The organism is Clostridium beijerinckii HUN142 (assembly GCF_000621745.1).
GTDB classification, from domain to species: Bacteria; Bacillota; Clostridia; order Clostridiales; family Clostridiaceae; genus Clostridium; species Clostridium beijerinckii_A.
Map to the genome: position 1 here is coordinate 248,643 of NZ_JHXK01000009.1, position 26,408 is coordinate 275,050.

The 26,408-nt window shown below is 30.2% G+C and carries 22 protein-coding genes; 3 read left to right on the forward strand and 19 right to left on the reverse strand.

The window, feature by feature from the left end; translation table 11 throughout:
* Nucleotides 1-79: 79 nt before the first annotated feature.
* Complete coding sequence (gene fdhF / locus T483_RS0104455; RefSeq protein WP_026885755.1) at nucleotides 80-2,221, reverse strand: formate dehydrogenase subunit alpha; 2,142 nt, start codon at nucleotides 2,219-2,221, stop codon at nucleotides 80-82.
* Nucleotides 2,222-2,494: 273 nt separating this feature from the next.
* Complete coding sequence (locus T483_RS0104460; RefSeq protein WP_026885756.1) at nucleotides 2,495-2,845, reverse strand: Na-translocating system protein MpsC family protein; 351 nt, start codon at nucleotides 2,843-2,845, stop codon at nucleotides 2,495-2,497.
* 277 nt (nucleotides 2,846-3,122) lie between these two features.
* Here T483_RS0104460 and T483_RS0104465 point away from each other — a divergent pair, with 277 nt between their 5' ends.
* Nucleotides 3,123-3,611 carry a MogA/MoaB family molybdenum cofactor biosynthesis protein gene (locus T483_RS0104465; RefSeq protein ID WP_026885757.1) on the forward strand — a complete coding sequence of 163 codons (489 nt, stop codon included), beginning with the start codon at nucleotides 3,123-3,125 and terminating at the stop codon, nucleotides 3,609-3,611.
* Between the two features lie 420 nt (nucleotides 3,612-4,031).
* Here the strand turns inward: T483_RS0104465 and T483_RS0104470 are convergent, their stop codons facing one another.
* The 13 genes from T483_RS0104470 to T483_RS0104530 all read right to left on the reverse strand — a co-directional run bounded on the left by T483_RS0104470 (nucleotide 4,032) and on the right by T483_RS0104530 (nucleotide 20,460).
* A complete protein-coding gene (locus T483_RS0104470; protein WP_080696909.1) occupies nucleotides 4,032-5,027 on the reverse strand; it encodes a nuclease-related domain-containing protein in 996 nt (331 codons plus the stop codon).
* A 55-nt stretch (nucleotides 5,028-5,082) separates the two neighbouring features.
* Nucleotides 5,083-6,774, reverse strand: coding sequence for a methyl-accepting chemotaxis protein (locus tag T483_RS0104475; RefSeq protein ID WP_026885759.1), 1,692 nt, complete (start codon nucleotides 6,772-6,774; stop codon nucleotides 5,083-5,085).
* 545 nt (nucleotides 6,775-7,319) lie between these two features.
* Complete coding sequence (locus T483_RS0104480; protein WP_026885760.1) at nucleotides 7,320-8,135, reverse strand: HAD-IIA family hydrolase; 816 nt, start codon at nucleotides 8,133-8,135, stop codon at nucleotides 7,320-7,322.
* 191 nt (nucleotides 8,136-8,326) lie between these two features.
* A complete protein-coding gene (locus tag T483_RS0104485) occupies nucleotides 8,327-9,706 on the reverse strand; it encodes a sn-glycerol-1-phosphate dehydrogenase (protein ID WP_242841803.1) in 1,380 nt (459 codons plus the stop codon).
* Between the two features lie 104 nt (nucleotides 9,707-9,810).
* Nucleotides 9,811-11,229 (reverse strand): PTS galactitol transporter subunit IIC, encoded by a 1,419-nt coding sequence (locus T483_RS0104490; protein WP_026885762.1) that lies wholly within the window; start codon nucleotides 11,227-11,229, stop codon nucleotides 9,811-9,813.
* A 70-nt stretch (nucleotides 11,230-11,299) separates the two neighbouring features.
* A complete protein-coding gene (locus T483_RS0104495) occupies nucleotides 11,300-11,602 on the reverse strand; it encodes a PTS sugar transporter subunit IIB (protein ID WP_026885763.1) in 303 nt (100 codons plus the stop codon).
* A gap of 58 nt (nucleotides 11,603-11,660) precedes the next feature.
* Entirely contained in the window at nucleotides 11,661-12,107 is a 447-nt protein-coding gene (locus tag T483_RS0104500; protein WP_026885764.1) for a PTS sugar transporter subunit IIA, read from the reverse strand.
* 18 nt (nucleotides 12,108-12,125) lie between these two features.
* Complete coding sequence (locus tag T483_RS0104505) at nucleotides 12,126-15,026, reverse strand: sigma 54-interacting transcriptional regulator (RefSeq protein WP_242841798.1); 2,901 nt, start codon at nucleotides 15,024-15,026, stop codon at nucleotides 12,126-12,128.
* A 997-nt stretch (nucleotides 15,027-16,023) separates the two neighbouring features.
* The gene (locus T483_RS0104510) at nucleotides 16,024-16,917 is read right to left on the reverse strand and encodes an ROK family protein (RefSeq protein WP_026885766.1); all 894 of its coding nucleotides are present in this window, start codon (nucleotides 16,915-16,917) and stop codon (nucleotides 16,024-16,026) included.
* Nucleotides 16,918-17,076: 159 nt separating this feature from the next.
* Nucleotides 17,077-17,400: a PTS lactose/cellobiose transporter subunit IIA gene (locus tag T483_RS0104515; RefSeq protein WP_026885767.1), complete on the reverse strand. Its 324-nt coding sequence runs from the start codon at nucleotides 17,398-17,400 to the stop codon at nucleotides 17,077-17,079.
* An 11-nt stretch (nucleotides 17,401-17,411) separates the two neighbouring features.
* Nucleotides 17,412-17,714 carry a PTS sugar transporter subunit IIB gene (locus tag T483_RS0104520; RefSeq protein ID WP_026885768.1) on the reverse strand — a complete coding sequence of 101 codons (303 nt, stop codon included), beginning with the start codon at nucleotides 17,712-17,714 and terminating at the stop codon, nucleotides 17,412-17,414.
* A gap of 38 nt (nucleotides 17,715-17,752) precedes the next feature.
* Nucleotides 17,753-19,054: a PTS sugar transporter subunit IIC gene (locus tag T483_RS0104525; protein ID WP_026885769.1), complete on the reverse strand. Its 1,302-nt coding sequence runs from the start codon at nucleotides 19,052-19,054 to the stop codon at nucleotides 17,753-17,755.
* Nucleotides 19,055-19,071: 17 nt separating this feature from the next.
* Nucleotides 19,072-20,460, reverse strand: a complete 1,389-nt coding sequence (locus tag T483_RS0104530; protein WP_026885770.1) for a glycoside hydrolase family 1 protein — start codon at nucleotides 20,458-20,460, stop codon at nucleotides 19,072-19,074.
* A 179-nt stretch (nucleotides 20,461-20,639) separates the two neighbouring features.
* Here T483_RS0104530 and T483_RS0104535 point away from each other — a divergent pair, with 179 nt between their 5' ends.
* The gene (locus T483_RS0104535) at nucleotides 20,640-21,380 is read left to right on the forward strand and encodes a GntR family transcriptional regulator (RefSeq protein WP_242841799.1); all 741 of its coding nucleotides are present in this window, start codon (nucleotides 20,640-20,642) and stop codon (nucleotides 21,378-21,380) included.
* Nucleotides 21,381-21,524: 144 nt separating this feature from the next.
* Here the strand turns inward: T483_RS0104535 and T483_RS0104540 are convergent, their stop codons facing one another.
* The 3 genes from T483_RS0104540 to T483_RS30375 form a co-directional block, all read right to left on the reverse strand.
* Nucleotides 21,525-23,246: a methyl-accepting chemotaxis protein gene (locus T483_RS0104540; protein ID WP_026885772.1), complete on the reverse strand. Its 1,722-nt coding sequence runs from the start codon at nucleotides 23,244-23,246 to the stop codon at nucleotides 21,525-21,527.
* Nucleotides 23,247-24,036: 790 nt separating this feature from the next.
* Nucleotides 24,037-24,258 carry a hypothetical protein gene (locus T483_RS0104550; RefSeq protein ID WP_026885773.1) on the reverse strand — a complete coding sequence of 74 codons (222 nt, stop codon included), beginning with the start codon at nucleotides 24,256-24,258 and terminating at the stop codon, nucleotides 24,037-24,039.
* A gap of 44 nt (nucleotides 24,259-24,302) precedes the next feature.
* Nucleotides 24,303-24,500 (reverse strand): NERD domain-containing protein, encoded by a 198-nt coding sequence (locus tag T483_RS30375; protein ID WP_080696912.1) that lies wholly within the window; start codon nucleotides 24,498-24,500, stop codon nucleotides 24,303-24,305.
* A gap of 217 nt (nucleotides 24,501-24,717) precedes the next feature.
* Here T483_RS30375 and T483_RS30380 point away from each other — a divergent pair, with 217 nt between their 5' ends.
* A complete protein-coding gene (locus T483_RS30380) occupies nucleotides 24,718-25,077 on the forward strand; it encodes an amino acid permease (RefSeq protein ID WP_242841801.1) in 360 nt (119 codons plus the stop codon).
* A 442-nt stretch (nucleotides 25,078-25,519) separates the two neighbouring features.
* On the opposite strand, the gene T483_RS0104570 is transcribed toward T483_RS30380, so the two are convergent.
* The coding region (locus T483_RS0104570) for a PTS fructose transporter subunit IIC (protein ID WP_026885775.1) at nucleotides 25,520-26,408 on the reverse strand (889 nt) is incomplete at its 5' end.

The following is a 26,408-nucleotide window of genomic DNA, read 5'->3' on the forward strand; positions in this document are numbered from 1 at the left end:
CATCATATGAAGTAAAATATACAAGCATACTTATCTATTTTTTGCTTGTGCTTTATCATTTTCTTTTAAATTCCTAATACTATTTTTCAGATGTTATTCTCATTTTCTTTCTTATGTTTTCATATTCAGTTATTATATATTCCTCAGCTGATTTTTGATCTTCGATTCTTTCAACCTTAATTGCACAATATTTAAATTCAGGAGTTTTTGAAATAGGATCAAGACTATCATTAGTTAATTCATTACATGCACCAATCCACCATTGATATGTCATAAAAGTAGAACCCTTTTTAACTCTTTCAGTAATAAGTGCTCTTGATAGTACACTTCCTCTTCTAGACGTTATTCTTACAAGTTCTTGATCTTTTATATTTAACTCTTCCGCATCTTCAATACTCATTTGTATAAATCCTGGTTCATCTGCAAGCTTTTGAAGAGCACGGCAATTTCCTGTCATTGTTCTTACTGAATAATGTCCAACTTCTCTTACAGTTGATAAACTTAAAGGATATTCTTCATCTGTTAATTCAACTGGTGGTCTCCATTCGCAAGCAAATAATCTTCCTTTACCGCTAGGAGTCGTGAATTTATTTCCTTCATATAAATAAGAAGTTCCTTTGTGATCTTCTGTAGGACAAGGCCATCTAACAATTCCTTGTTCTTCAATCTTTTTATAGCTTGCTCCTGCAAACTTAGGACATAGGCTTCTCATTTCATCCCATATTTCTTCTGTATTTTTATAATTCATTGGGTAACCCATAGCTGTTGCTACTGCACTTATTATTTCCCAATCAGTTTTTACATCCCCTAAAGGTTCTACTGCTTTTCTTATTCTTTGGAATCCTCTATCTGCTGAACTGTAAACTCCATCATGTTCCCCCCAAGAAGTTGAAGGTAAAATAACATCTGCATGGAGAGCTGTCTTATTCATAAATATATCTTGTACCACTATAAATTCAATTTTATCTAAAGCTTCTCTAAGTTCTGCTGCATTTGGATCACTTTGAACTGGATCTTCTCCAAATATATAGTAGGCTTTTATTTTATCTTCCTTAAGGACTAACTCAGGCACTTGAGTTAAGAAATATCCATTTTTATCTGAAAGTTCAACACCCCAAGCCTTTTCAAACTTTTCTTGTACTTTCTTATCTGTTACAAGTTGATATCCTGGATAATTATTAGGGATTGTCCCCATATCACAAGTTCCTTGTACATTATTTTGTCCACGAACTGGTCCAATTCCTACGTTAGGTCTTGCAAAGTTTCCTGTTAAAAGAGCAATAGATGCAAGGCCCCTTACTACATCAACAGCTTGTGAGAATTGACAAACTCCCATACCGTATAATATTGTGGCATTTTTAGCCTTTGCATAAGTTCTCATTGCTTTTCTTATATAGTCAGCTTTTACACCTGTTATTTTTTCAGCATATTCTGGAGTATATTTTTCTACTTCTGCTTTATACTTTTCAAAGTCCTCAGTATATTTTTCTACATAATCATGATCATATAAATTTTCATTTATTAACACATTTCCAAAGGCATTAACTAAAGCCATATTAGTTCCACCCTTTAGTTGAAGCCATAAATCAGATAATCTTACAACATCTGTTTTTCTAGGATCTGTTACAATTATTTTTGCGCCCTTTTCTTTGGCTTTAACTATTCTTCTTGCCACTATAGGATGAGTTTCTGCTGGATTATATCCAAATATAAATAAAACGTCTGAATTTTCAATTTCTGGAATCGAATTTGACATTGCACCATCACCTAGTGAATAAGTAAGTCCTGCAACAGATGGCCCATGGCATACTCTAGCACAATGATCTATATTGTTAGTTCCAATAACTGCTCTCATAAATTTTTGCATTACATAGTTTGGTTCATTTCCTGGACCTCTAGCTGATCCTGTCCCCATAATTGCATCAGGCCCATATTTTGCTTTTATCTTCATAAGGTTTTCTGCTGTAAATTTAATAGCTTCATCCCATGAAACTTCCTCTAATTCTCCATTTTTTCTTATCATAGGTTTTTTAATTCTAGAAGTTAATAATTGAGGATCATTTAAGAAATCCCAGCCATAATATCCTTTTAAACATAATTTTCCTTCATTATTATCACCATTTGCAGGTTCCGCTCTTACAATCTTTCCATCCTTGACTACTAGATATAAATTACACCCACTTCCACAATAAGGACACACCGTTAACACTTTCTTTTCCATATTCTAATACACTCCTTTTTAGGCATAATCAAAAAATAACAAATCATCATATGCCTTAATTATTCAACCACTAAATCAAATATTATCTAAAAAAACAAAAAACCAGTACAAGGGCTGTTTATTTCAACGGTCCTTAGTACTGGTTTATTTAAAAGCTAAAACATAAAATCAACACTATCAAAAAAATAACAAGTAAGTATGCTAATATCTTTTCTTTATAGTGCCTAATATTTTTCTTTTCAATCCAACCTTAATTTATTTATTTTTCTAAGCTTAATCTATCAAATTTATTGTTATAACTACTGTTCTATTACCATTTTCTATATTACAAATTTTCCAGCTATAAGTAAAGTCTTTTTTTAATATATCTTTCACTTCCTGGAGGAAATTTTTTTCAAGATGAGGCTTCATTATCTTCCAATAATCTGCTACCATATTGACAGCACCTTCATTAACCAAAATTTCACTAAGATTTGAAAGTATCCCTTTTATGTCTATAATTATTGTATCAGGAGAATCAACCTTCACTTTGACATACTCTGGTCCTCTACCTCTGTAGTATTTTACAATTTTAACTGTAACTTTTTTAATTTGTTCTTGCAATTCAAGATTTATAGCACTCATTTTCTATTTAAATCTCCTATTTTATTAACAAAATCCAGTTCTATAAATTTTACCTTGTTACAATATTTTAGTCAATTGAGAATATTGATGGAATTTTTCATTTAAAGCTTAATTTCGACATATTTCTAATTAATTATCACTTATCTTAAGTCTTTCATTTTTTCTTCAATAAGCTTATAATTGATATTATTAATTTAATCTATAACTAAACTATAGTATAATTATTTAAATTCAAATGTTTATTAATATAAATTTTCCCTCAGGAGGTAAATATAAAATGATAAGTACAGCTATACTAACTATAAGTGATAAAGGCTACAACAATCAACGAGACGATTTAACTGGTCCAGCTATAAGAGATATTCTACCAAGTGATAAGTTTTCTGTAGACTATTATAAAATAATCCCTGATGAAGTTGAAATGATAAAAGAAGAATTAATATATCTTTGTGATTCCTTAGGTATTAATATGATCTTAACAAATGGTGGAACAGGTTTTTCAAAGAGAGATGTCACTCCAGAAGCCACAACAAGTGTTATAGAAAAACTAGTTCCTGGCATCCCTGAAGCAATGAGGAGTGCTTCCCTAAAAATAACTCCTAAAGCTATGCTTTCAAGAGCTGTTAGCGGAATTAGAAAAAGTACCTTAATAGTAAATTTACCTGGAAGTCCCAAAGGTGCTGTAGAAAATCTAGAGGTTATACTACCTGCTCTTCCTCATGGAATTGATATTCTAACAGGTGAAGCTTCTGAATGCAGTCGATAATATTGAATTTAGATTTATACGATAATCCACCGAAAGTAGAAACATTGTTATTCCGCAGGACTATGAAAATTTCGCTGAAAGTACTAAATTGCAGGTTATACCACTAATGCTTGCTCCCAATTTCATTGTGACAAGCATTAGTTGAACAAGTGATAGCGGAAACTCGACTCACATTCGTTCCCTGAGTAAGCGATTCTTACCAAATCAAAGATTTGGATTCTCTGCTTAAGACCTTTTAACTTGTTATTTTCAAATGCCTGCTGCATAATAATGTTTATACTTTCTAGTTTGGATACATTTCTTAGTATAAATGTAGCTTATAATTGGTTTATCTGCATTGCAGAACAATGCAATAAAAAACTATGCTATAAAATAAAAGACCCACGAAAATCTTAGATTTTCGTGGATTTCATATTAAAATTAAAGATAATTCTTTTTTAATTTTAAACTATCAAGTTTATTATGTATTAAACTCACTTCTTCATCAGTTAGATTATATGTGGATTTATAGTTAGAAATAAATCTTGCAATGTTATCTACCTTTACAACAGGTACTTCGCAATTTTCAAAACCTTCAACAACAGTTTTATAATTAGAAAGTACTATTATTCCCAACGCAGTATATCCTTTTTCTTTAAAATTCTCTTTTAATATATCATTTAATACTCTATCATGTCTGTCCAATTGAGCTACAGGACTTATAAGTGGTTTTTCTTCACCACTGTAATTTATTCTTCTCCAGCGCCCTCCAGTTTCAATGATTACCTTACAGCCATACTTTCCACCTTCGTTTTTATTCTCTATATGAAATATTCCAGTAGGACCTATTACTATAGCATCAAATTCTTGACTTTCAATTCTATGATCTAGATTCACATTACGTATAACTTTATATTCACTTGGAAGCCATTTTAAATTGTATTTAAGATTATTTTCACCTTCTTCTCCACTAGCACGCTTTCTTTCTTCTTCCTCTTTTTCTAATTCTTCTTTAGATTTATTGATTTTTACATTTTCTAAGTGAAATCCTTTTTTATAAGCTTCTTTATACAACTTTTCCTTTAGTTCAGTGAAAATGTATTCAGAATTATTAATGTAAAAAAAGGTGTTTCTAAACTGATTCCAATTATTAATTGAATTTAATTTTGATAAGCATTTAATATAATTTTCAACATTTTGATTATTCAGCTTATTATATATTCGTTTCTGTGCATTTATGTATTTAACTCCTTTAATAGTATATCTTACTGCAAGTGATAAGCCTACTACCCATGCAACTCCAATCGCTATTGGAATGATAACGAAATATCCCACACTCCATACTCCTCTCTTAAACAATTTTATCTTTTGTATTAAAATTATACCAAATTGTAATTTTTTTTCAATGTTTTGCGATTTCTTTGAAGTTGTTGGCATCTTCTTTTATTTTTGAGCCTTATCTATTTTAATTTCCGTGAGTGTTATAATATTTTTAAATTTTAAACTTAAATACCTCTTGTTTTAATTTTTCCGAACTTGTTTTAGCTTTCAATGTCTCCTCCAATACATCATTAGATTGAGTAGTTATATTTGAGACTCTATTTGCTATATCTGAAGCTCCCCTTGCACCTTCAATAGATGCATCTGCTACATTTTCTATAGTTTCTAGTATATTTTCTACAGATAATAAAAGTTCTTTTGAAGTTATGCCTAACTCTGAAAAAAAGTCTTTATAATATAACGCATCATCATTATATTGATGACTTGCGTTAACTAAAATCTCGTAATCTTTCAATATTCTATTTTCTATAAAACTAAGCATGTTATTAGAATTATTAGTCAAATCTTCAACAGACGATAATATAATTGATGTTGTATTTTGCATCTTATTTATTGTTTCATTAGATTGTTCTGCCAGCCTTCTTATTTCTTCCGCTACTACGCTAAATCCTTTGCCAGCTTCTCCAGCTCTTGCTGCCTCTATTGCTGCATTAAGCGCAAGTAAGTTAATTTGTGAAGTTATTTGAAGTATAGATTCCGAGAAGGTATTTATTTGCTCTACAGCTTTAGCTTTTTCAACTGATTGCTTCAATTTAATACCTGTTTCTTTAAACACTTTTTCAGTTTCCTCTTGATTATTTTTTGAAGTTCTCATAATATTTTTAGCTTTTTCACTTACTTGATTTGATTTATTTTCAATATATTGTGACTTTTCTGCTATAGAATTAACTATCATTCCCATTTCCTTTGAAGTTCTTGACATCTCTTCTGCAGATACTGCACTCTCTTCTATGCTCGCTGAAATTTCTTCCGTAATTGCTGAAACTTCTTCTACATCATTATTTAGATATTTCACTTTATCATTTACTGTATCATTAACACTATTTATATCTTTAGCTACAATTGCTACATCGTTTATCAGAGCTTTTAAAGAATTCTGAACCTCATTGATTGATATAGCTATATCCTCAATCTCATCCTTTGTTCTTATATTTATACTGCTAGTTAAATCACCATCACTCATTTTACCTAAAACATTTTGTATTTTTACAATATTATTACTTATTTTCTTAGAGTATAAATAAATCATAACAAAAGCTAAAATACTCACAATAACTATTGTTAGAATTGTTGCTTTTAACAACGCACTTCTCATGCCTTCAAACATACTTGAGTCTACATCTACACCAGCAATAGCTATAATCTTTCCTTCTGAATTTTTAATTGGTGCATAAGCAGAAATAAAAGTACCATACTCATCTGTAAACGATTCATTTGTTGCTACAACTTTATCATCAAAGGCTTCTTTCATCCCGCTATCCATAGTATAATCTTCTAAAAATTCAGATGCATCTACTGAAACATCAACTAAAAACTTAGCCTGTGTCCCTTGAACTCTTTCAATTGTATAAAAATTCCTTGCAACACTTTTTGATTTAGCCAAACTCATTGAATTTAATATATCTTGATATTCTACACTGTCATCTGATTGTTCTTTTATAATCTTTTCAAGCTTGTCTCCATCAATAGAAACAGTTAAATCTGAAATACATTGAGTAACTGTTTCCCTAAGCTCCTTTTTAAATTTTTCAAACATAATCAGATTCACTGAAACCAATATTATAGCTATAGATGCTAAAATGACCAACATCATTCTTAATATTTTTCTCCCAAATTTACTCATACTCCACCCCTAAAAATATTGTTCTTTATATAATTTTTATAAATAATAAAGGCCAATTTAAACTAATTGAAAAAGAACCTATTAGTTTAAATTGGTCGACTACACAGATAGCTCGAAATTCTTAAAATATCCACGTAAAAAGAATTTTTCATAGCTCTCAATTACTATATTCCATTAATAATTGTCATTTTTTAAATATATATGTCATATTATCATATAGATATTAAAAAATCAATAATCTAAATATATTTTTGTTAATTACCTAAATATTTAGATTTCCTAAAAAATAGTGTAAACATAATATAAAGCTCATAATTTTTAACTATAGATCTTCAAAATACAAAAATACCCCCACGAAAATCCAAAATTTAGATTTTCGTGGGGTTTATGGTGGAGGTGAAACGTGACCTTTTAAATCCACTTGGAAACGAATATCATTGAAAAATAGTCACAATCTTTAAATTAAGTGTATTTTACCATTATATTTTTTCCTATTCAAAGGCTTTCCTTCGCTTCCTTTATGGTTTGCCCAAAAAGTGCAGCCATTAAATAAAGATCTTCTGAAACTGCTTAAGTTCTTCACCAATATACTTTATTGATGAGAATACATAATCTGCAGTTATGTCAGACTTTTCATACATCTCTTCTGATGTCTCACCACTTAATACAAGAATACTAGTTATCCCTGCATTTACGCCAGTTTTGATGTCAGTGTAAAGTCTGTCTCCTACAATTGCCACATCTTCTTTTTTTAGTCCATACTTTTCAATGATGGCCTCCACTATATATCCATATGGCTTACCTATAACTACAGGAGAAACACCTGTGGATGCCTCAAACATTCTTATCATAGAGCCAGTATCCGGCATATATTTACTGTCTTCAATTGGACAATTGAAATCTGGATGAGTAGCTACAAATGGTATTCCCTCTCTAAGATAATCACAAGCTGTCCATATTTTTTCATAGGTTAGTGTAGTATCAAAACCAAGAACTACGTAATCCGGCTTTTCATTTTTGTCATTAACTAATATAAATCCTGCATTTTCAAATTCTTTCATAAGTGGTTCTGTACCCATTAGATATATTTTATTACCTTGGCAGTTTTTCTTCATATACCATATGGTAGCTTCACCAGATGTATAAACTTGTTCTTCATCAACCTTGCAGCCAAGCGCTGAAAGCTTTTGCTTGTAGGTTGATTTATTTTTCGAAGAGTTATTTGTTAAGAATATGAACTTCTTTTGCTGGCTTTTCAAAATATCTAAAAAGCCTAATGCGCCATCAATAAGTGTATTTCCAAGATAAAAAGTTCCATCCATATCTAATAGAAAACATTTAATATCATTTAACTCATTCATTTTTTACCTCCAAATTAAAACATATAATTGTCTTATATGTTGTTGGACTTAGGCACATGAAAGAAAATAACAAGTCCAAAATGCCATGATTATTTTTCATCAGGCAAGTAAGTAGATTGGTCTCATAGCAAGTCTATTAGGGCAATCTGCTGAAGAAGCATAATGAAAAATAGGCTTGGCAGATGAATCTGTTATTTTTTTGATTGTGCCTTATATAATTTATCTGCAATTAAATTAGCAATTTCCTCTGTTAATCCAAGATCATCAATCAAATGCACAACACCATATCTTGTTCTTATATCCTTTGCTGCAATGAATGTTTTAATAAATAAATTCTTATCAATTCCAAGCTCTTCAGGATGCCATACACAGCCACCGTCCTGTAATATTTTTTTTATGTCATCAGAACTTGGTACTATAGTATTTGCAATATAAAGAATGTCCTTCCAGCTAGAGGCAATCCTTTCTGCATTTTCCTGTCTCTTATCTGGATTCAATTCGATTGCATCCTTCTTATAGTTAATTACATTATCTGCCACTTTACCAAATACGCTTTCAATATTTTGTCTCCATTTATTCATATCATAAGTTCTGAAACTTCTCTTAGACATAACACTCTCTATATCTAAATCCCTTAACACCTCAAATACCATGGACATAACCACTGTACCTACTCCAACAAAGTTCCCATGTACCCATTTTTTCTCACTATTTCTTGTATGAAACATTATCTCCCAGCCATGGGCAATATGATGTTCTGAACCGGATGCGGGTCTTGAAGCTCCTGCCATTCCTATAGTTATTCCTGACAAAACTAATGCATCTGTTATACTTTTTACAACTTCATCATTCCTTTGAGGAATCCTTGGTGCAGCATCAACACATTTGTCTACTGCAGCTTGAACCATATCTGCAATAGTCTTACAGTAATATTCTCCTGTTAAGATATTTGCAATTGACCAATCTGCCAAAGCAATATATTTACCTAATACATCACCAAGTCCTGAACAAAGTAAATACATTGGGGCATTCTTCATAATCTCAATATCTGCATATATTCCATAAGGATATATAGCTTTATGGGACTCTTTAAACCCATCTGTGATTAAAGGAGATACTACGGAGGCATAACCATCCATGGATGGTGCAGTACCAACTATTGCATAATCCACATGTACCCTGTAAGCAACATACCTGCATATGTCATTGATAACACCTGAACCTACGCCAAGTATAAGTGCTGTATCATCTTCTATCTCCATAAGGACTCTTCCAAGAGCATACACATCAGGCAACAAGTGCTCCTGTGGAAATACATATTTTTTTAAGGAAAAATCATTCTGTAATATTTCTTCTACCCTTTTTCCAGCTACAACATATGTGTGAACATCTTGTACAATTAATATTTTTTTATTTTTAAATTCTTTAAGAAACTCTGGGAGTTGTTCTATTATATTATTTCCTATCTTTACCGAATTGATTTCTACACTATGCCTTTTTCCACATTCACACTCAAAATTCATTCCAATAAGTTCTTCTACTTTTAAATTTGTTACATCCACTATAACCATCATCCTTTCATTATAAATAACCCATGGTGTTAAAGAGTACGCTTAAGCACTCTTTAACAATTTAAGCTAAGTTTTACTTTAGGCACTATCAAAATTTAATTATACTAACCTACAACGCTAGTCGTTACTCCATCATCAGTTATATTTTTTGATGCTTGTTTCTCTAAATATTCAACAATTCCAGTTTTGTTCTTCTTAAATAATGCCCATAAGGCGATGTATACTGCTACTGCAATTGCAATAAACACTGGATTACCTGTTAAGAATGCCAAAAACACTAATCCCATTAAAGGCTTTCCTAGTATATTGAAACTTGTAATCATCATAGCACCTGCTGGTATAGCTACACCTACTCCAACTGCCATTGATGTAAATAATGGAGCCGTAAATGTACATACATATAAACCTAATCCGAACCATATTACACCCGAAACTAATACTTTGAATATATTCCCATTATATACTGCAACTAAACCTTGCACCATATATGGAAGAGCAAGTAAGTCAACTACAGGTAATACTTGATTTCCTGGAAGTATCATTGCTAACACAATCATAAATGGTATTAATATTAATCCTGAGATTAATGTTGCCGGTTCACCATATCCTACTGCATCGTTTACTGCTATAAACCAATCACGATTTCCTTGATTTTTCATGAATTTTCTTGCCCCATCTGTTATTGGCGAGAACGCCTGTGCAAACATACTAGCAACTTTAGGGAAAATAGCCATAACTGCACTAGTTGCAACACCTAATTTTAATATTTCCCCCCATGCTTCCATGGTTCCTATTCTTGTAAAATTACCTAATATGCCGATGAACATTCCCAAAAACAATCCTAAAGTCATAGGTTCACCAAAGAAACCTAGTCTCTTTTCTAATTGTTGTGGATTCAATTTAATTTTATTAAAACCTAATGCATTATATAATGGATCTATAACTACTGCAAATATTGATGCTTCTACATTATGCATAGCTATTATTGTACAGTTCGGATATTTATAATAATTTGACCATCTCTTTGCTACTAATTCTGATATTAATAAACTATATAAATTTAGTAAAACCATACAAGCTATTCCTAGTGTGAAACTACCTGTTACTCCAATAACCATAGCTCCCCAAACCATATACGAATAGTTATTCCATAAATCTGATGGTTGGAAAACATCTGTCCATTTAATTAGGAATAAAACAGTTTGTAATAAAATTCCCAATCCAAGATATATCATACCCGCACTTGAAGAAAAAGCAACTAAAGATGTAGCTTGCCAACCCACGTCAAATACAGGACGATTTACTCCTGTACTTTGAACCATTCTATTTATAACTGGTGTCACTATTGGTGTAAATGAATTTAATATTAGCGAAAAACCTTGTAGCGCAACACCTGCATATATAGCTGACAGAAATGATTTTTTTGTTGTTATTTTAAAAACTTTTGCTATTACAAATATAATAAACGGAACTATTATTGCTGATCCAAATGTGTCGATTATTGATTTAATAAATGCTAACATACTCAATTCCCCCCATTGTCAAAATTTTATTTATACATCAATCACTAAACGTTTTCAACATAATCTTTTTCTATTTATTTAGTTCATCTACAGTTTTCAACAAGTCTTCAAAAAACTTATCTTCTCCTATTCCAGTAAGACATGCAAATGCATTTATAGTTGGTATTTTATAATCTCCAGCTGGTAGCGGGCTTGTGTAAACAATGAGATTAAATCTTCCTGATTCAGCTAAATTTAGTGCTTCAGTTGGTCTTGCCTCAGTTGTGGATACACTTATCCCCTTTTCTTTTAAAGTTTCCTTTACTTTTCCTGCAACCATAGATGATGTTACTGTTCCTGAACCACAAACTGATAATACATTGACATATTTCATATTATATTCCTCCTAAAAATTTATTATATGAACTTAAAATTTGTTATAATTTTAAGTGCTATATTTCTATGAATTCTAATAATTTTGCCACCTCTTCTATATTTGATGAATTTCTTATTTGTTTTAATAAATTCACATTCTGAAAAACTGACATTAATTTGCTTAATAGACTTACTTGAGAATCGGGATCATTTATAGCTAATAAAAACACAACCCTTACTTGAACCTTTTTACTAGGTTCTATCATATTATTAAAATCTACAGAATTCTTTAAAACAGCTAGTGCTACATTAGATTCATTTACATGCTTTGAATCTGTATGTGGAATTGCTACACAAATTTCTCCAATATCTAATCCTGTAGGAAGAGTTTTTTCCCTTTCTAGAACTGCATCTATGTAAGTATGCTTTACATAGCCTTTTTCAAACATTCTCTTTCCTAATTCCCTTATAACCTCTTCTTTATTTTTTACTTCTAAATTTAATGCAATTAAATCTAAATTCATTGTTATACCTCCTATGTGCTATATTTCTTTAAATTTATTTAAAATTATGTTTTTAAAATCCAGTTCACTAAGACTATTCTTCATATCATTTATAAAGGTTTTATCTTCTAAGATCTTTAGGATATTCTTTACAATTGCCTTGCCATTTGCTTTAAAAACTGGCATACATATTATATTTACATTTCCAACACCCCAATCAATTGGACTTTTTACTTTAACAAATACGAAGCTTGTCTTATTTACATATGAAGATTCTCCATGTGGTACTGCTATTTCTCCTTTTAAATATGTTGGAGCTAAACTTTCCCTATTAATAACTGATGATAAATATTCTTTATCAACAATTCCTTTATTTATAAGTATTGAACATATATACTCTAATAAATCTTTTTTAAAATATATATCTGGTTCAAAGATTAGTAAATCTTCATCAACAACTCTTTCATAATACTTTAATTCTTCATTTCCATTCCCTAAGGTATTTATATTTAAATTGTTTAAAACTTCCTTATCATATGGTATAAAATTTATTCCTTGTATTTCTGGATCTATTGTTCCTATAACTGCTAGGATGTTATTCACTTCTTTTAATTTAATTATCTTTTCTGATAAATTTTCATCTAATGCGCTCATTTCATAGAAATTTACATTATCATATCTATCCCCCAGGCATTTACTTATATATTTAGCCATGCCTTCACCGGTTAGACATAAAGATATTATCGCTTTAGGTTTATCTGATATATTATCCGTGAAGTATCTATGCCCAAGTCTATCATTTATTAAAGAAAAGTATATTTCATCAAGGTCTCCCTCTCTTATTGAAACTTTTCTTGCTGCTTCTAAGGCAATTATAAGATCTACTCTATCTATTGTTCTTGATTTTATGCCAGTTCTTTTATTTACTATATCTCCTATGTTCGTTAATGACCCCATGTCCACTAAAAACAATATTCCTTTACCTTGATCGATTATTTTAGATAATTCAACTACTTTATTGTATATATTAATTGGATTTTCATCCAAAGGCATATCTACAGCAACTGGAAATCTTATTCCTAACAGCTCATTAACTACATTAATTATAGCGGTAGCTATTTTACCATGAGAAATTATCATCAACCCGACCTTATCTCTTTTATTTTCAGATCTTAATGCAGCCTTTATATAAAGACCTATAAATCCAATTTCATCATTAGGTATTTCTATTTTTTTTATTTCTTCAAGTTCTTTAACAAACTTTTTTGCCATTTCATATTCATAAGTTGTATCACTTATAATATTATCTACATTTATTATTTTTTGTTTTAACCTTATTCTTTTAATACTTTCTTCTACATGTATAGCTAAATATTTAAATACATTTTTATTAATTTCTAACAATGGATTGTCTTTACTTAACTCTTTCATGAAAGTTTCTATAAAATCTATTAAATCTTCACTTACAAAACTTCTTAAATCATTCATAGAAAATGATTGTTCATAAGTAAAATTAGTTTCAATATTTGTAAAACTATTTTGTATAAATGCCCAAAGAATATTTTCTATATCAGCTTCGCGTATATCTATCTTCTTAAGTTCATAATATTTCTTTTCAATTTGTCTATATATATCCTCTGGAAACATATTTTCATCACTATCTGCATACCCTTCTCTTAACCGATTTTCTAACATAAATGGAATAAATATTGAATCTTTGACATACTTCCTTATTTCAGCTTGATTAACATCTTGAAATTTTATGTCTTTAAATGAATCATTTATTTTTAATATTTGATTCATATCTATAATTAAAGACTCTTTGTTAGTATCTTCATTATTTATATATGTCATAAAAGCTCGTGCGCACAAAACCTGAATCATATTTTGTAATTGTCCAATATTTGCACTAAACTTTTTCAATGCTAATATTTCTACAACTTTTTTATCAACAAAAATTTTAGCATCTATTCGATTACATTCAGATTGAAATTCATTATATATAATATCTATTTTTTCTCTAACTGGTCTTTCATGTAAAGGTGATAATTTTATCACCATCGGTATTCTTCTTCTAAATGTTAATAGTAAATTAGCTTCTACGTTTTCAGTAGTTGCTCCAATCAACATTAAATTAACTTTTCTTTCTGAATTTGCCTCACCTAGTCTTCTGAATTTTCCCCTATCCATAATTGAAAAAAGTATTTCTTGACCTTTAGGAGGTAATCTATGAATTTCATCTAAAAAAAGTACTCCTCCATTGGCTTCTTCTACTAATCCAGATGCATCTGTATCTGCACCTGTAAATGCTCCTTTTTTATGACCAAATAAAAGTGATAGCAATAGTTGTGGATTATCACCATAGTCAGCACAATTAAATACTACAAAAGAAGCATTTTCTTTTATAACTTTTCTCTTTTTAGCAAATTCATACATACATTCAGAAAATTTACTTTTCCCTACTCCACTCTCTCCAACAATTAATGTTGTTAAACCTTTAGGTGGATATAAAATTGCAGACTTAGCTTGTTCAATGGGATTTTTTAAACTTCCATTACTGCCAATTAAAGAATTAAAAGCATCAGTAATTTCTTCTTTCTCGACCTTCACTTTATTAATATCAAAATTATCTTTAGATAAGATTTCTTCAACAATTCGTCTTGACACATCAAATCCTTCAGCTAATAATTCCCTTGTAAGCTCAGAGACAGCAATATTTTTATTTTTTTTCAAAATAGATGCTGTTGCAACTTTTAAATAGGGATATCGCCTTTGTCTAGAGTTAGCTATATTTAATTCCTTTCTTAAATTAGTGATGGACTCCCTCGCTACACCTAAAAACTTAGCAATTTGAGCATCAGTTAATGGATTCTTTTTATTTTCAGTATTTATCATTTTTATAATTTTATTTTCTAAATCCATAATATTAATTCCTCTCATAGATTTTATATAGCAATTTCCATGCCATACCTTTTTCCATTTTATAACATTATCTTAAGCATTGCTATTACTTGCGTGCATTAAATCATTTACATTTTGATCAAATATACATTTTGTATGATAATCGATTAACAAAATGTATATTAAAATCAGGCTATCTTAAGCTCATAAAAGAAAATGTTAATTACATTAATTTACATCTAATAAATATTAACTATAACCGATGGAAATTGCAAATAAATATTTCCAGATAAATAACTAAAAAGACACTTATGCAGCATCAAAATGCTCTCTAGCTTTAGTTTTTTCATAAATGAAAGTGATTTTTCCAGCCTCTTATTGATCTCTAACAGTTTTTAATACATCACTAAATTTTAAAGTATCTTTGGATACTTCTAATCCACAATAAACATAGGTCATTATTATAATAAGCAGATATATTTTTTAACTTTTTTAAGTGCGAACTTGATAATCATCTAAGCCTAACTTTTTCTTAGATTCTCTAAAGAAAATTTCGATAGGCCATCTATGTTTATAATGGTTTAGCAATTCCAATAAGGATATGTTGGCGTCAGAACTTATAAAAGCTGTTAAACATCCATCCCATGCTTTGTAACACCTCTTTTGCATACTTTGATTTTAGTTCTTCTAATTGAAACATTTTAATTCTTCAGGAATCTTATTTATTAAATCATTATTAAAAGTTATAAAGCTTATCTTAGATTTATTATCATAATCTATACTAGTTAATAAATAACACATTATTTGCTGAATAATATAAAACCCCACGAAAATCCAAAGTTTAGATTTTCGTGGGGTTTATGCTTGAGGTGAATCGTGCCCTTTAAATTCACCATCTGCACTTAATATAAAATTCTTAACTTGACCATAATAAAAATTTTTATCTAATTGTCTACCTCAAAGAGAACATATGATTAATCCCTAGTCGATCCTTTTATATACTTCCTTGAATCTTAAATAACTGCATGTATATCTATCAGTTTAAGCAAGATGCTAGAATCCCCGCTCCAAGTAATCCTGCATCATCACCTATTTTAGCCAATTTAATATTTACATTAATATTGTTAAATACTCTTAGCTTAACTTCATTAATTAATTTTTCTAAGTGATTAGAATTATTTAAAATAACTGATCCGCCAAGTACTATAACTTCTGGATCTACAATAGTTATTATATTAGCAATTGCTTTAGATAAATTTATAGACCACTCATTTAAAACCTCTCTGCAATTTACTTCTCCATCCTTAGCTCTGTCAAAGACATCTTTGGCAGTGAGTTCCTGTCCTAACTTCTTACTTGCAATTCTAGAAATACTTACTCCACTGCACTGCCCTTCTAATCCTCCAGCATTTAAGCCCGCATGGATATATTCATCTTCATTTATTATCATGTTACATACTTCCCCAGCTATGTTATTAAAGCCATTAATTATCTCATTTTTATAAACAAATCCGCCACCTACTCCTGTTGATAGAGTAATATAATATACACTTTCAGCATTTTTAGCTACTCCTATCTTAGCTTCACAATATCCAGCCACATTTGCATCATTATTTACAGTTGTAGGTAATTTAAAACTTTCTTCAAAGTATTTTTTTATTTCAAATCCTTCCCATCCTTTTAGATTAGGAGGATTAATTATTACTCCATTTCTTATATCTAAAGGACCTGGACATGCCACGCCAATAGCCTGAATATTATATATATTCCACTTTTCCCTAATGGTTTTTATTAAATTATCTACATTATACTTCGCACCTTTTTCAACAATATTATCTATTTTAAATTTATCAATTAAATTATATTCATTATCTAAAATAGCGGCTCTTAAGTTGGTACCTCCTATATCAATTCCTAAATAATAATTCATCTTGACCTCCTAAAATATTAACAAAACTATTTGATTAAATAAAAGCTTCTACGATATTTTTTTAATTGCGTACTTACTTAAAATTGTTACTTCTTATTCGTTCTAAGCTTTTTATAAGCTTATTTTATTAAAAGCCGAGGATTTATCTCGGCTTTTTTACTATTTTTTCTTTAAATCATTGATTTCTTTCTGCATATATAATATCTCTTTAGCTAAAGATAAAATTATTTCTGATGCCATTAATTGATCTTCAGCATGCATAAGTATTAGTGAAAGCTCTTGCTTATTTCCTTTTGCTTCTTCTTGTATAAGTTGTGCATGTGACTTATGCCCTTCTCTCATAAACACAGATGCATCTTCAAGTAATTTTTCTGCCTCTTCTTGATTTCCACTTCTTCCTTTAATTAAAGCCTGGATTCCCATACTCTTTGCCGTTCCAACATTACTAATAATATTGAAAGCTATTAACTCCATTTCTTCCATCTTAAACCACCTTATTTCATTAAATCTATAGCGAAAGTTAAAACTTTATCGGCATTCATTCTGCCATAATCCACCATACTAATAACTTCTACTGATATCTTATTTTCTACTGTCTCTTTTATACTATCTTTCAAAAATCCAATTTGAGGTCCTAGTAGAATTACATCTGCACTTTGCCAACATTGAGATAAATCTGTCGAAGGTATAGCTTCTATTGTTACTTCTATACCCTTTTCTCCTGCCACTCTAATCATCTTTTGTACAAGCATTGATGTTGACATTCCTGCATTACATACTAACAATATCTTTTTCATAACAAAACATCTCCCTTTTATCTTTATATTCTTTCTATTTATTCTTCAACCTGTTTTTTCTCTGAAACCTTTAAAAAAGGAATATACAGTAAGACTGTAAGTACAATCATAATTATTTGAAATACTGAAGCTCTCCAATCTCCACCGGTTGCTAGAAATCCTGATAAAATTGGTGGAGTCGTCCAAGGTGTTTGAATTACTACTGGTGACATCCATCCTGCCTCAGTCACTAAGTATGCAGCAGTTAAGCAAATTGGTGAAGCTAATACAAATGGAATCATTAGTGTTAAATCAAATACTATTGGTAAACCAAATATAACTGGCTCATTAATATTAAATATACCTGGTGCTGTGGAAAGTTTAGCAATATCTCTATAATCCTTTCTCTTTGAGAATAAGAATATAGCAATTAATAACGCAATAGTATTACCTGATCCACCCATTACCCCAAATGTATCCTTAAATGACATGCTAATTATGTGAGGGATAGGTTGACCTTGAGCAAAAGCAGTCATATTTTCATTCATAGCTGTGTATAATACTGGATCCATAATTGGCGCAATTACCCCTCCTGGATGTATCCCTATTGCAAATAATAAGTTAGACAACAGCATTAATATTATAAATCCTGGTAAACTAGTAACTAGAGCTACCAATGGTCGTTGTATTGTTTTTAAGATCAGTGAATTTATATCTGTCCCAAAAAGTTGCTTTATTGCAAATGACACTACAGCAAAAATTAGAATAGTAATCATTATAGGTATTAAACTATTAAAAGACTTTGTAACGGCTGGAGGTACTGCTTCTCCACCTATATTAATCTTAAGTTTTTCATTTTTAGATAGCCACATAAATAATTCAGTTGATAATAGTGACATTATAATACCTACGAACATCCCACCTGAATTAGTGGAACTATAAGAAATAACTCCTGCAACTTTAACTGCCTCTTTAACTCCTACAGGTGTAGTTGAAATCACAAATGGTAATAAAATAACAAATATTGAAATAGTTAGAAGAGCTGGTGCTATTGGATTTTCAAATTTCCTATTTATTGCTAAATGATATGCACATGCACCCGCTAGCAATACTGCTAAGAAATTCAAAGTACCATTATTAATAGATGTTCCAACATCTTGCCAAGTAGTTAATGTTGCTGGATTAATTATTTTAGACATAAATCCTGTCGGTTCAATAACAACATAGTTAATGAAAATCATTAAGCCTGCAATAATAATGAATGGAATTAGTGATGCAAATGCATCTCTAAGTGATCTTAAGTGTATTTCTCCACCTAACTTTTGCGATACTTTCCCTAGTTTTTCAAAAAATTTGTTCATCAATATTCCCCCTTTTTTTATTCTTCAAAACCATTATTTGTAGCTAATAGTTTATAAAACTCTCCACTTTTCTTTACTGTTCTCTTTTGAGTTTTTAAATCTAAACTAACTAAACCATACCTATTTTTATATGCATTCATCCATGACCAACAATCAATGAATGTCCATAGATGATATCCTTTTATATTACATCCCTCTTCAATTGCTTTATGAACATATTTTAAATGTCCCTTAATGAAATTAATTCTGTATTCATCATTAATTTGTCCATTTTCAAGAAAACGTTCTTCATCTGTAACGCCCATACCATTTTCAGATATAAAAGCTTCTATGTTTCCATAATTTTCTTTAACATCATTGCAAAGATCTAGTATTCCCTTCTCGTATATTTCCCATCCTCTATAATTATTAAACTTTCTTCCTGGCATTATATATGGATCAAAAAACCATTCTGGCATAAATGGAGAATTAGGATTCACAGCATTTTCTCTCGCCTTTGCTCTTCTTGGTTCATAATAATTTATTCCTAAAATTTGAGCTGTATTTTCTTTAATTATTTTTAGCTCATCATCTGTATATATAGGAATTTGGTTATATTTTTTAAGAGTATCTACTAACTTCTTAGGAAATTCGCCTTTTACACAAGGATCTAAGAAGCTCCTATTATAAAATAAGTCACAATATTCTGCTGCCTCGACATCATACTTATTTGAACTTCTTGGATAAGTAGGACTAAGATTTAATATTACTCCAATTTTAGATTTTAGATTGTGTTTTTTAAATCTTTCAATGGCTTTTGCATGTGCAAGAATTGTATTAAAAGCTACTTGTGCACCCCTCTTAAAATCTATTATGTTTGGATAGTGAAAATCTTGTAAGTACCCTCCAAGTACTGGTCCTAAAGGTTCATTAAATGTAAACCAATGCTCTGCTCTGTCTCCAAATAATTCAAAACACTTATCTGCATAGTTCACATATGCCTCAACGACCTCTTTACTTTCCCATCCTCCCTTTTCCTGCATTACTAACGGCATATCAAAGTGATATAAGTTAATAAAAGGCTTTACATCATTAGCTAAAAATGAATTAATTACATTATTATAAAATTCAACTGCTTTTTCATTAACTTCTCCATCTCCATTTGGAAATAATCGAGCCCACGAAATAGACATTCTAAATGAATTATGTCCAAGTTCCTTCATTAATTTGATATCATCTTCATACCTATAGAAGAAATCTGAAGTAATATTTGGTCCAACTTCATCATAAAATCTGTTTTTTTCTAATTGAAACCAATGATCCCAAATAGTTTTTCCTTTATCAGTATTACCTTTGCCTTCTGATTGCTCTGCTGATGAGGCACTCCCCCACCAAAATCCTTCTGGAAATTCATAAAATTTTTTCATAAGTAACTCCCATCTTATATATATTATGTTTCTCGTCTCGAGCAGAAAACATTTTCAATTATGATTATATATGTCCTTTTCAAAATAATCAATACCTTTTTATAAAAGATATATACCTTTTATAAAAAGATATATAAATACCAGTATATTTTTATTTATATCTGATATATAATATATGTGTGGAAACAATTGAGAAAGGAAGATTATATATGCCGCCTAAATACAAAGTAGTATATGAAGATATAAAGAATAAGATAAATAACTATATTTATAAAACCAATGAGAAAATTCCAGATGGAGATTCTTTAGCTGAATGCTATAATTGCAGTAAACTTACAATAGCTAAAGCATTAGATTTATTAGTTCAAGAAGGTATGCTAATAAGACGACAGGGCTCTGGTACTTATGTTAAGGAGAATCTATCTAGCAGAACTACTATAGAATTAGATAATATTTCAGGTTATTCTAAAAAATTTAGTAAAGAGCATCTGAAATCAACGATGATAGATTTTTCTATTATCACACCACCTAAAGAAATTGCAGAAAAACTTAACATCACTGATGAATATATATATAAAATTTTACGATTACGTTCTGTAGATAATGACCCACAAATACTAGAAGAAACTTATATGCCTATTTATGTTATACCTGGATTAAAAGAACAACATTTAGAAGGCTCTATTTATGATTACATAACTAATGAACTTGGATTTAAAATTCAAAGTGCCCACATCTCTATAAAAGGTGATGAGGCTAACTCTAACGATAAACTTTATTTAAATTTGACAGAGTCTGACTTTATTATAGAACTTGAGAAAATATGTTATTTAGAAAATGGTAAGATTTTCGAATATTCGAAAACGCATCATAGATATGACGTCTTTAAATTCAATACTGTTTTAGTAAATAATATTTAAATCAATTCCTTCTTCTGTGTAGCTTATTATATAATCATCTAATTAAAATTCATGATTTGTGGACTACCAGTGACAATAAAAAAACACGACCACTTGTAAGCAGCTATTTAAGCCACATACAAATGGTCGTGGGTTTGAAATTGACTAATATTTAAACAAATTAACGTTTTTTTGTAATTCTATTGATAAATCATTCAATACATTTGCCAAACTTGCCATATCGGTTATACCTAAAACCTGTTCCTCTACAGATGCAGATACTTCTTCTGCTGAAGTTGATGATTCTTCTGTTATAGCTGAAACATTTTGTAACGATGCATTTAGATGTTCTACTTGTTCAATTACCTTATTTATTTTACTGCTCGTTGATTCAATTTTAGATACCATATCATTTATTTGCTCATAAATCTGCGTAAAAGAATCTTGTGTTTGTCTTGTAGCCGCCTCTTGCTCGTAAATGGTCATTTCACTTTCTTTCATTTGGGTTACAGTTTGTCCAACAGCTGCCTGAATTTCTGAAATTGTCGTAAATACCTCTCCAGTTGATTTAAGAGAAAGCTCAGCCAATTTTCTTACTTCCTCAGCAACTACCGTAAATCCTTTCCCATGTTCACCAGCCCTGGCAGCCTCAATTGCAGCATTCAAAGCCAACAAGTTAGTTTGCTCAGCAATACCGTTTATGGTCTCTGCAATCTTATTTATCGAATCTGTTTTCAACACTAATCCTTCAACAGCATTTTTAACTTCTTTAGATATATCTACTGTTTGGTTCATATGAATAGTTTGGTTTTTGATTATATTTTGCCCCTCATATACAATTTTTCCAACCTGCTTTCCATTTTCAATCAAATTATTTAACTCAACAGAAGTATCCTGGGACATTTTGTTTATATTATCAGCCATGTTGCTTAGAGAATATACTTCTTTAGCGACTTCCTGATTACCAATAGCCATTTCTCCAACTATAGATGCCATTTCTTCAGAAGATTTACTTATTTCTTTGGCGCCAACAGATAATGTTGAGGCTTTCTCACTTAATATATTGGAACTTTGAGCTACTTGAGAAATCGTTTTTCTAGTCTTTCCTAACATCAAATTAAATTTTTGTGCCATTAAACCAAGCTCATCTTTATTTGATAGTTCAACTTTTTGTGTTAAATCTCCATCTGCCTCTGCGATATTCGATAACTTTAAGGTTAACATTCCAATGGCCTTAATAATATTTCGTGAAATTATTAAAGCTAAAAATACAGCAAGGATTAAACCAATTACTCCCCCGCCAATCATAACAATTCTTGTATTTCTTTCAGTTATCTTTAAATTTTCAGTACGTTGATCCAATAAACTACTCTCTTCCTGCTTTATATCACTGATCAATTTTCTCATATCGTCCATTGACTTCTTGCCATTTTGAGACATTTCAAAATTTATAACATCTGTTATATTTCCTTGATTCGAATTAACCTTTTGACGAATAGTTATCAAAGAAGAACTTTCTGATTTTGACCAATCTTGATAATCCTTGAACAAATCATCTATCCTTTGTTGTTGTTTAGAATTATCGGAAGTTAGTTCTTTTATCTTCTGAATATGTTTTTGAAAATCGATCTCGCCCTGATTATATGGCTGCAAGAACGTGTCTTGACCTGTAATAGCATATCCTCTTAAACCTGTTTCCATGTTAACTAGGCTTTCCAAAATATTATCTGCCTCACCAATAACCTGATATGTATGAATGTTCCAAGCAACAACCTGAGACTCCTCATTAAAATTCCTGTAAGAAAAAGATAAAACTAAAATCATAATTAAAGTGATAACTCCAAATCCTAAGTATAACTTAGTACCTATTTTAAATTTATTTAACATTTATAACACACCCTTTTCTCTTTTAAATTTCGCTTATAAATTTTTACATTAACTATATATACTCTAACAAATAAACTACATTAAATTAACTCCTGTCCATTAATTTAATGTAGCAAATTAATTAGAACTTATATATTAAGTCGTGATATTTCAATACTTAAAAAGTACTTAAATATTAAGCAAAAGTAAACGCTTATCATTAGTTTTCCATTTAGATACTTATATTACTTTAAATTGGCAGCAACAAATTTAATAGCTTCGTGAGGAATTCTTAAAATCTCGTTATCTATACCAACCCAAAATTCTAGAGTATTTTTATTATTTTCCATGATTAAATTTCTGCTCTATTGATACTTTTTTAGCATGGATGGATGATACCCAAACCTTCCACTAAACTTAATACAATAACAACATTTACTCTAAGGTTGACATTTTATTGGTCTAATTCATCTACTTCAAAAAAGTATCTTTAAGCATTTCTACTATCCAGCTAATTTTCTAATAAAAATAAACGATTGCATAGGCTTCAATGTTGATATTTTAGCCCCAGGCTGTCATGTTCCTAAATCAATTTAGCCCATATGGCTTTGTGTTTTATTCTTTCAAGCAGCATGCCCCAATATGATAACCTCCCTTAGTATTAAGTCCTATCTATATGCTTATTCGTAATAAGTATAACAAAATACTACTAATTTACAATGTATTTTTTAGAATTCCTTAAATTACACATTTTACTTCAATTTACAATAAAATTAACACCCTTACCTAAATATAATAAAGATTTGATTGCTTATAAAGCTTCTTCATCAGTACAACTATACGTAGATTTATAATTAGAAATAAATCCTACAATTTTATCTACCTTTATAACAGGTACTTCGCAATTCCCAACACCTTCAACAATGTTTTTTTCATTTGAGAGTACTATTATCCCTAAAGCAGTATATCTTTTTTCTTTGAAATTCTCTTTTAATACATCATGTCTGTCTACTTGAGCTACAAGACTTAACATTGTAATCTACTCTTCTCCAAATTCCAGTACTATCAATTATTATCTTAAGCCATTCTCCCACCTTCATTTTTATTCTCTATATGAAATATTCCGGCAGGCCCAATTACTGTGACATAAAATTCATCACTTTCAATTCTGTGATTTAGATTTACATTATGTATAACCTTATATTCACTTGGAAGCAATTTTAAATTATAAGCAAGATTTTCTTCCCCTCTTTTTCCACTCTCATTGATTGTAATTTAATAACATCTGCATAAATATTTATTTATATTATAGATATTCAAATTTAGCAAAAATAAAATTTACAAATACTTCACTCTTTTGAATACAACACTCCCTTTTATTCTGCAAAATGTACGTTTTATTCCAATAATGTTGAGTTTGCATCAAATATAATATATTATTTACTCAAACAATGGTACTATATCAAATCAAAAAGTTGGTCCGGCATCACTGTTGGTTTGGATCATCATATCATTATTATCATTTCCTCTTGTATTTGTTTTAGGTAAGTTATCAAAGAAAATTCCTAAAGCAGGAGGCATTGCATCTTTTATGGAAAAAGCTTTTGATTCAAAGGCTGGTGCAATTACAAGTTGGATTCTTCTAGGATCAATTCCAATTGGAGTTGCAGCTATTGCTTTAAGCGGTGCATATTATTTGACTTATATTTTTCCACTTTCATTTACAGAATTAATTTTAGTTGCAGCATTTATGCTTTACTTTTCAATTTACTTAAATATTAAAGGAATTGATATTTCATCAAAAATTTGTTCATTAATAATGGAATTAAATTATCGAAATACTTTAGCCTAGAATAGATATATTTGCCCTAACTTCTTTTATTATTTGTTTAATGATTTTACTTTGTAGTGGTCTCATTGCTTTATTTCCTATTGCCTTAGCAATTATTTGGTTCATTTATATTGGGCTAAAACCTAAAGACAAGTAATTATAAAAAGCTGAAATATTTTTAATAATTCATCTTTAGGCAAAAACATAGTCTGTGCCCCCTTCATTTAAATAATTTACTATATCGTCTTCATGGCGTTTACACAGATTATTTTATGCTTATTATTAGTATGCATAGTCACTCCAAATGTTAGATTTTTGTCTAACATTTAGAGTGCACTTCATAGCAAGTGGTTTTCTTTTAAACTCTAAAGCACATAATAAAAAAAGCTATCTTCAAATATATTGATTATTTAAAGATAGCTCTTTGATTAATATATATTATGAATTAATAAATTATGAACTATTATTCTTGTACTGGTTTCTTTAATATACCTAGTATTATAGCACCAACTACAGATCCAGCAATTATAGCTGCAAGATATGCTAATGGATTAGTTACAATTGCGATAACGAATATTCCACCATGAGGTGCTCTTAATGCACATCCAAATGCCATTGAAAGTGCTCCCGCAACTGCTGAACCAATTATACAAGATGGTAATACCCTTATTGGATCTGCTGCTGCAAAAGGAATTGCACCTTCTGAGATAAATGATAATCCCATTATATAGTTTACAAGACCTGCTTGCCTGTCTTTTTCAGTGAATTTATTTCTAAATATTGAAGTACATATTGCAATTGCAAGTGGTGGAACCATACCACCAGCCATAACAGCTGCCATTATATCAAAGTTTCCACTAGCAAGTGATGCAGTACCAAAAAGATAAGCTGCCTTATTAACAGGACCACCCATATCAACTGACATCATACCACCTAAAACAATACCTAAAAGAATCTTACTTGTACCACCCATTGAGTTAAGTGCACCAGTGATACCTGTATTTATTGATCCCATAATTGGATTTATGAATAACATTATAACACCGATTAGAAATGTTCCTAGTAAAGGATATAAAAATACTGGTTTAATACCTTCCAAACTGTTTGGTAAGCCTGCAAATAACTTCTTAAGACCAACAACTAAATATCCAGCAATGAAACCTGCAAGTAATGCACCTAAGAAACCACCAGAAACTGCTGGAATCTTTGGATCAAATGCACTTGCAAAAGTAATACCCGCACTAGCTAAAGCACCACCAACAAAACCTACTGAAAGAGCTGGTCTATCTCCAATACTCATTGCAATAAATCCAGCAAGAACTGGTAACATAAATCCAAATGCTGTCCCACCA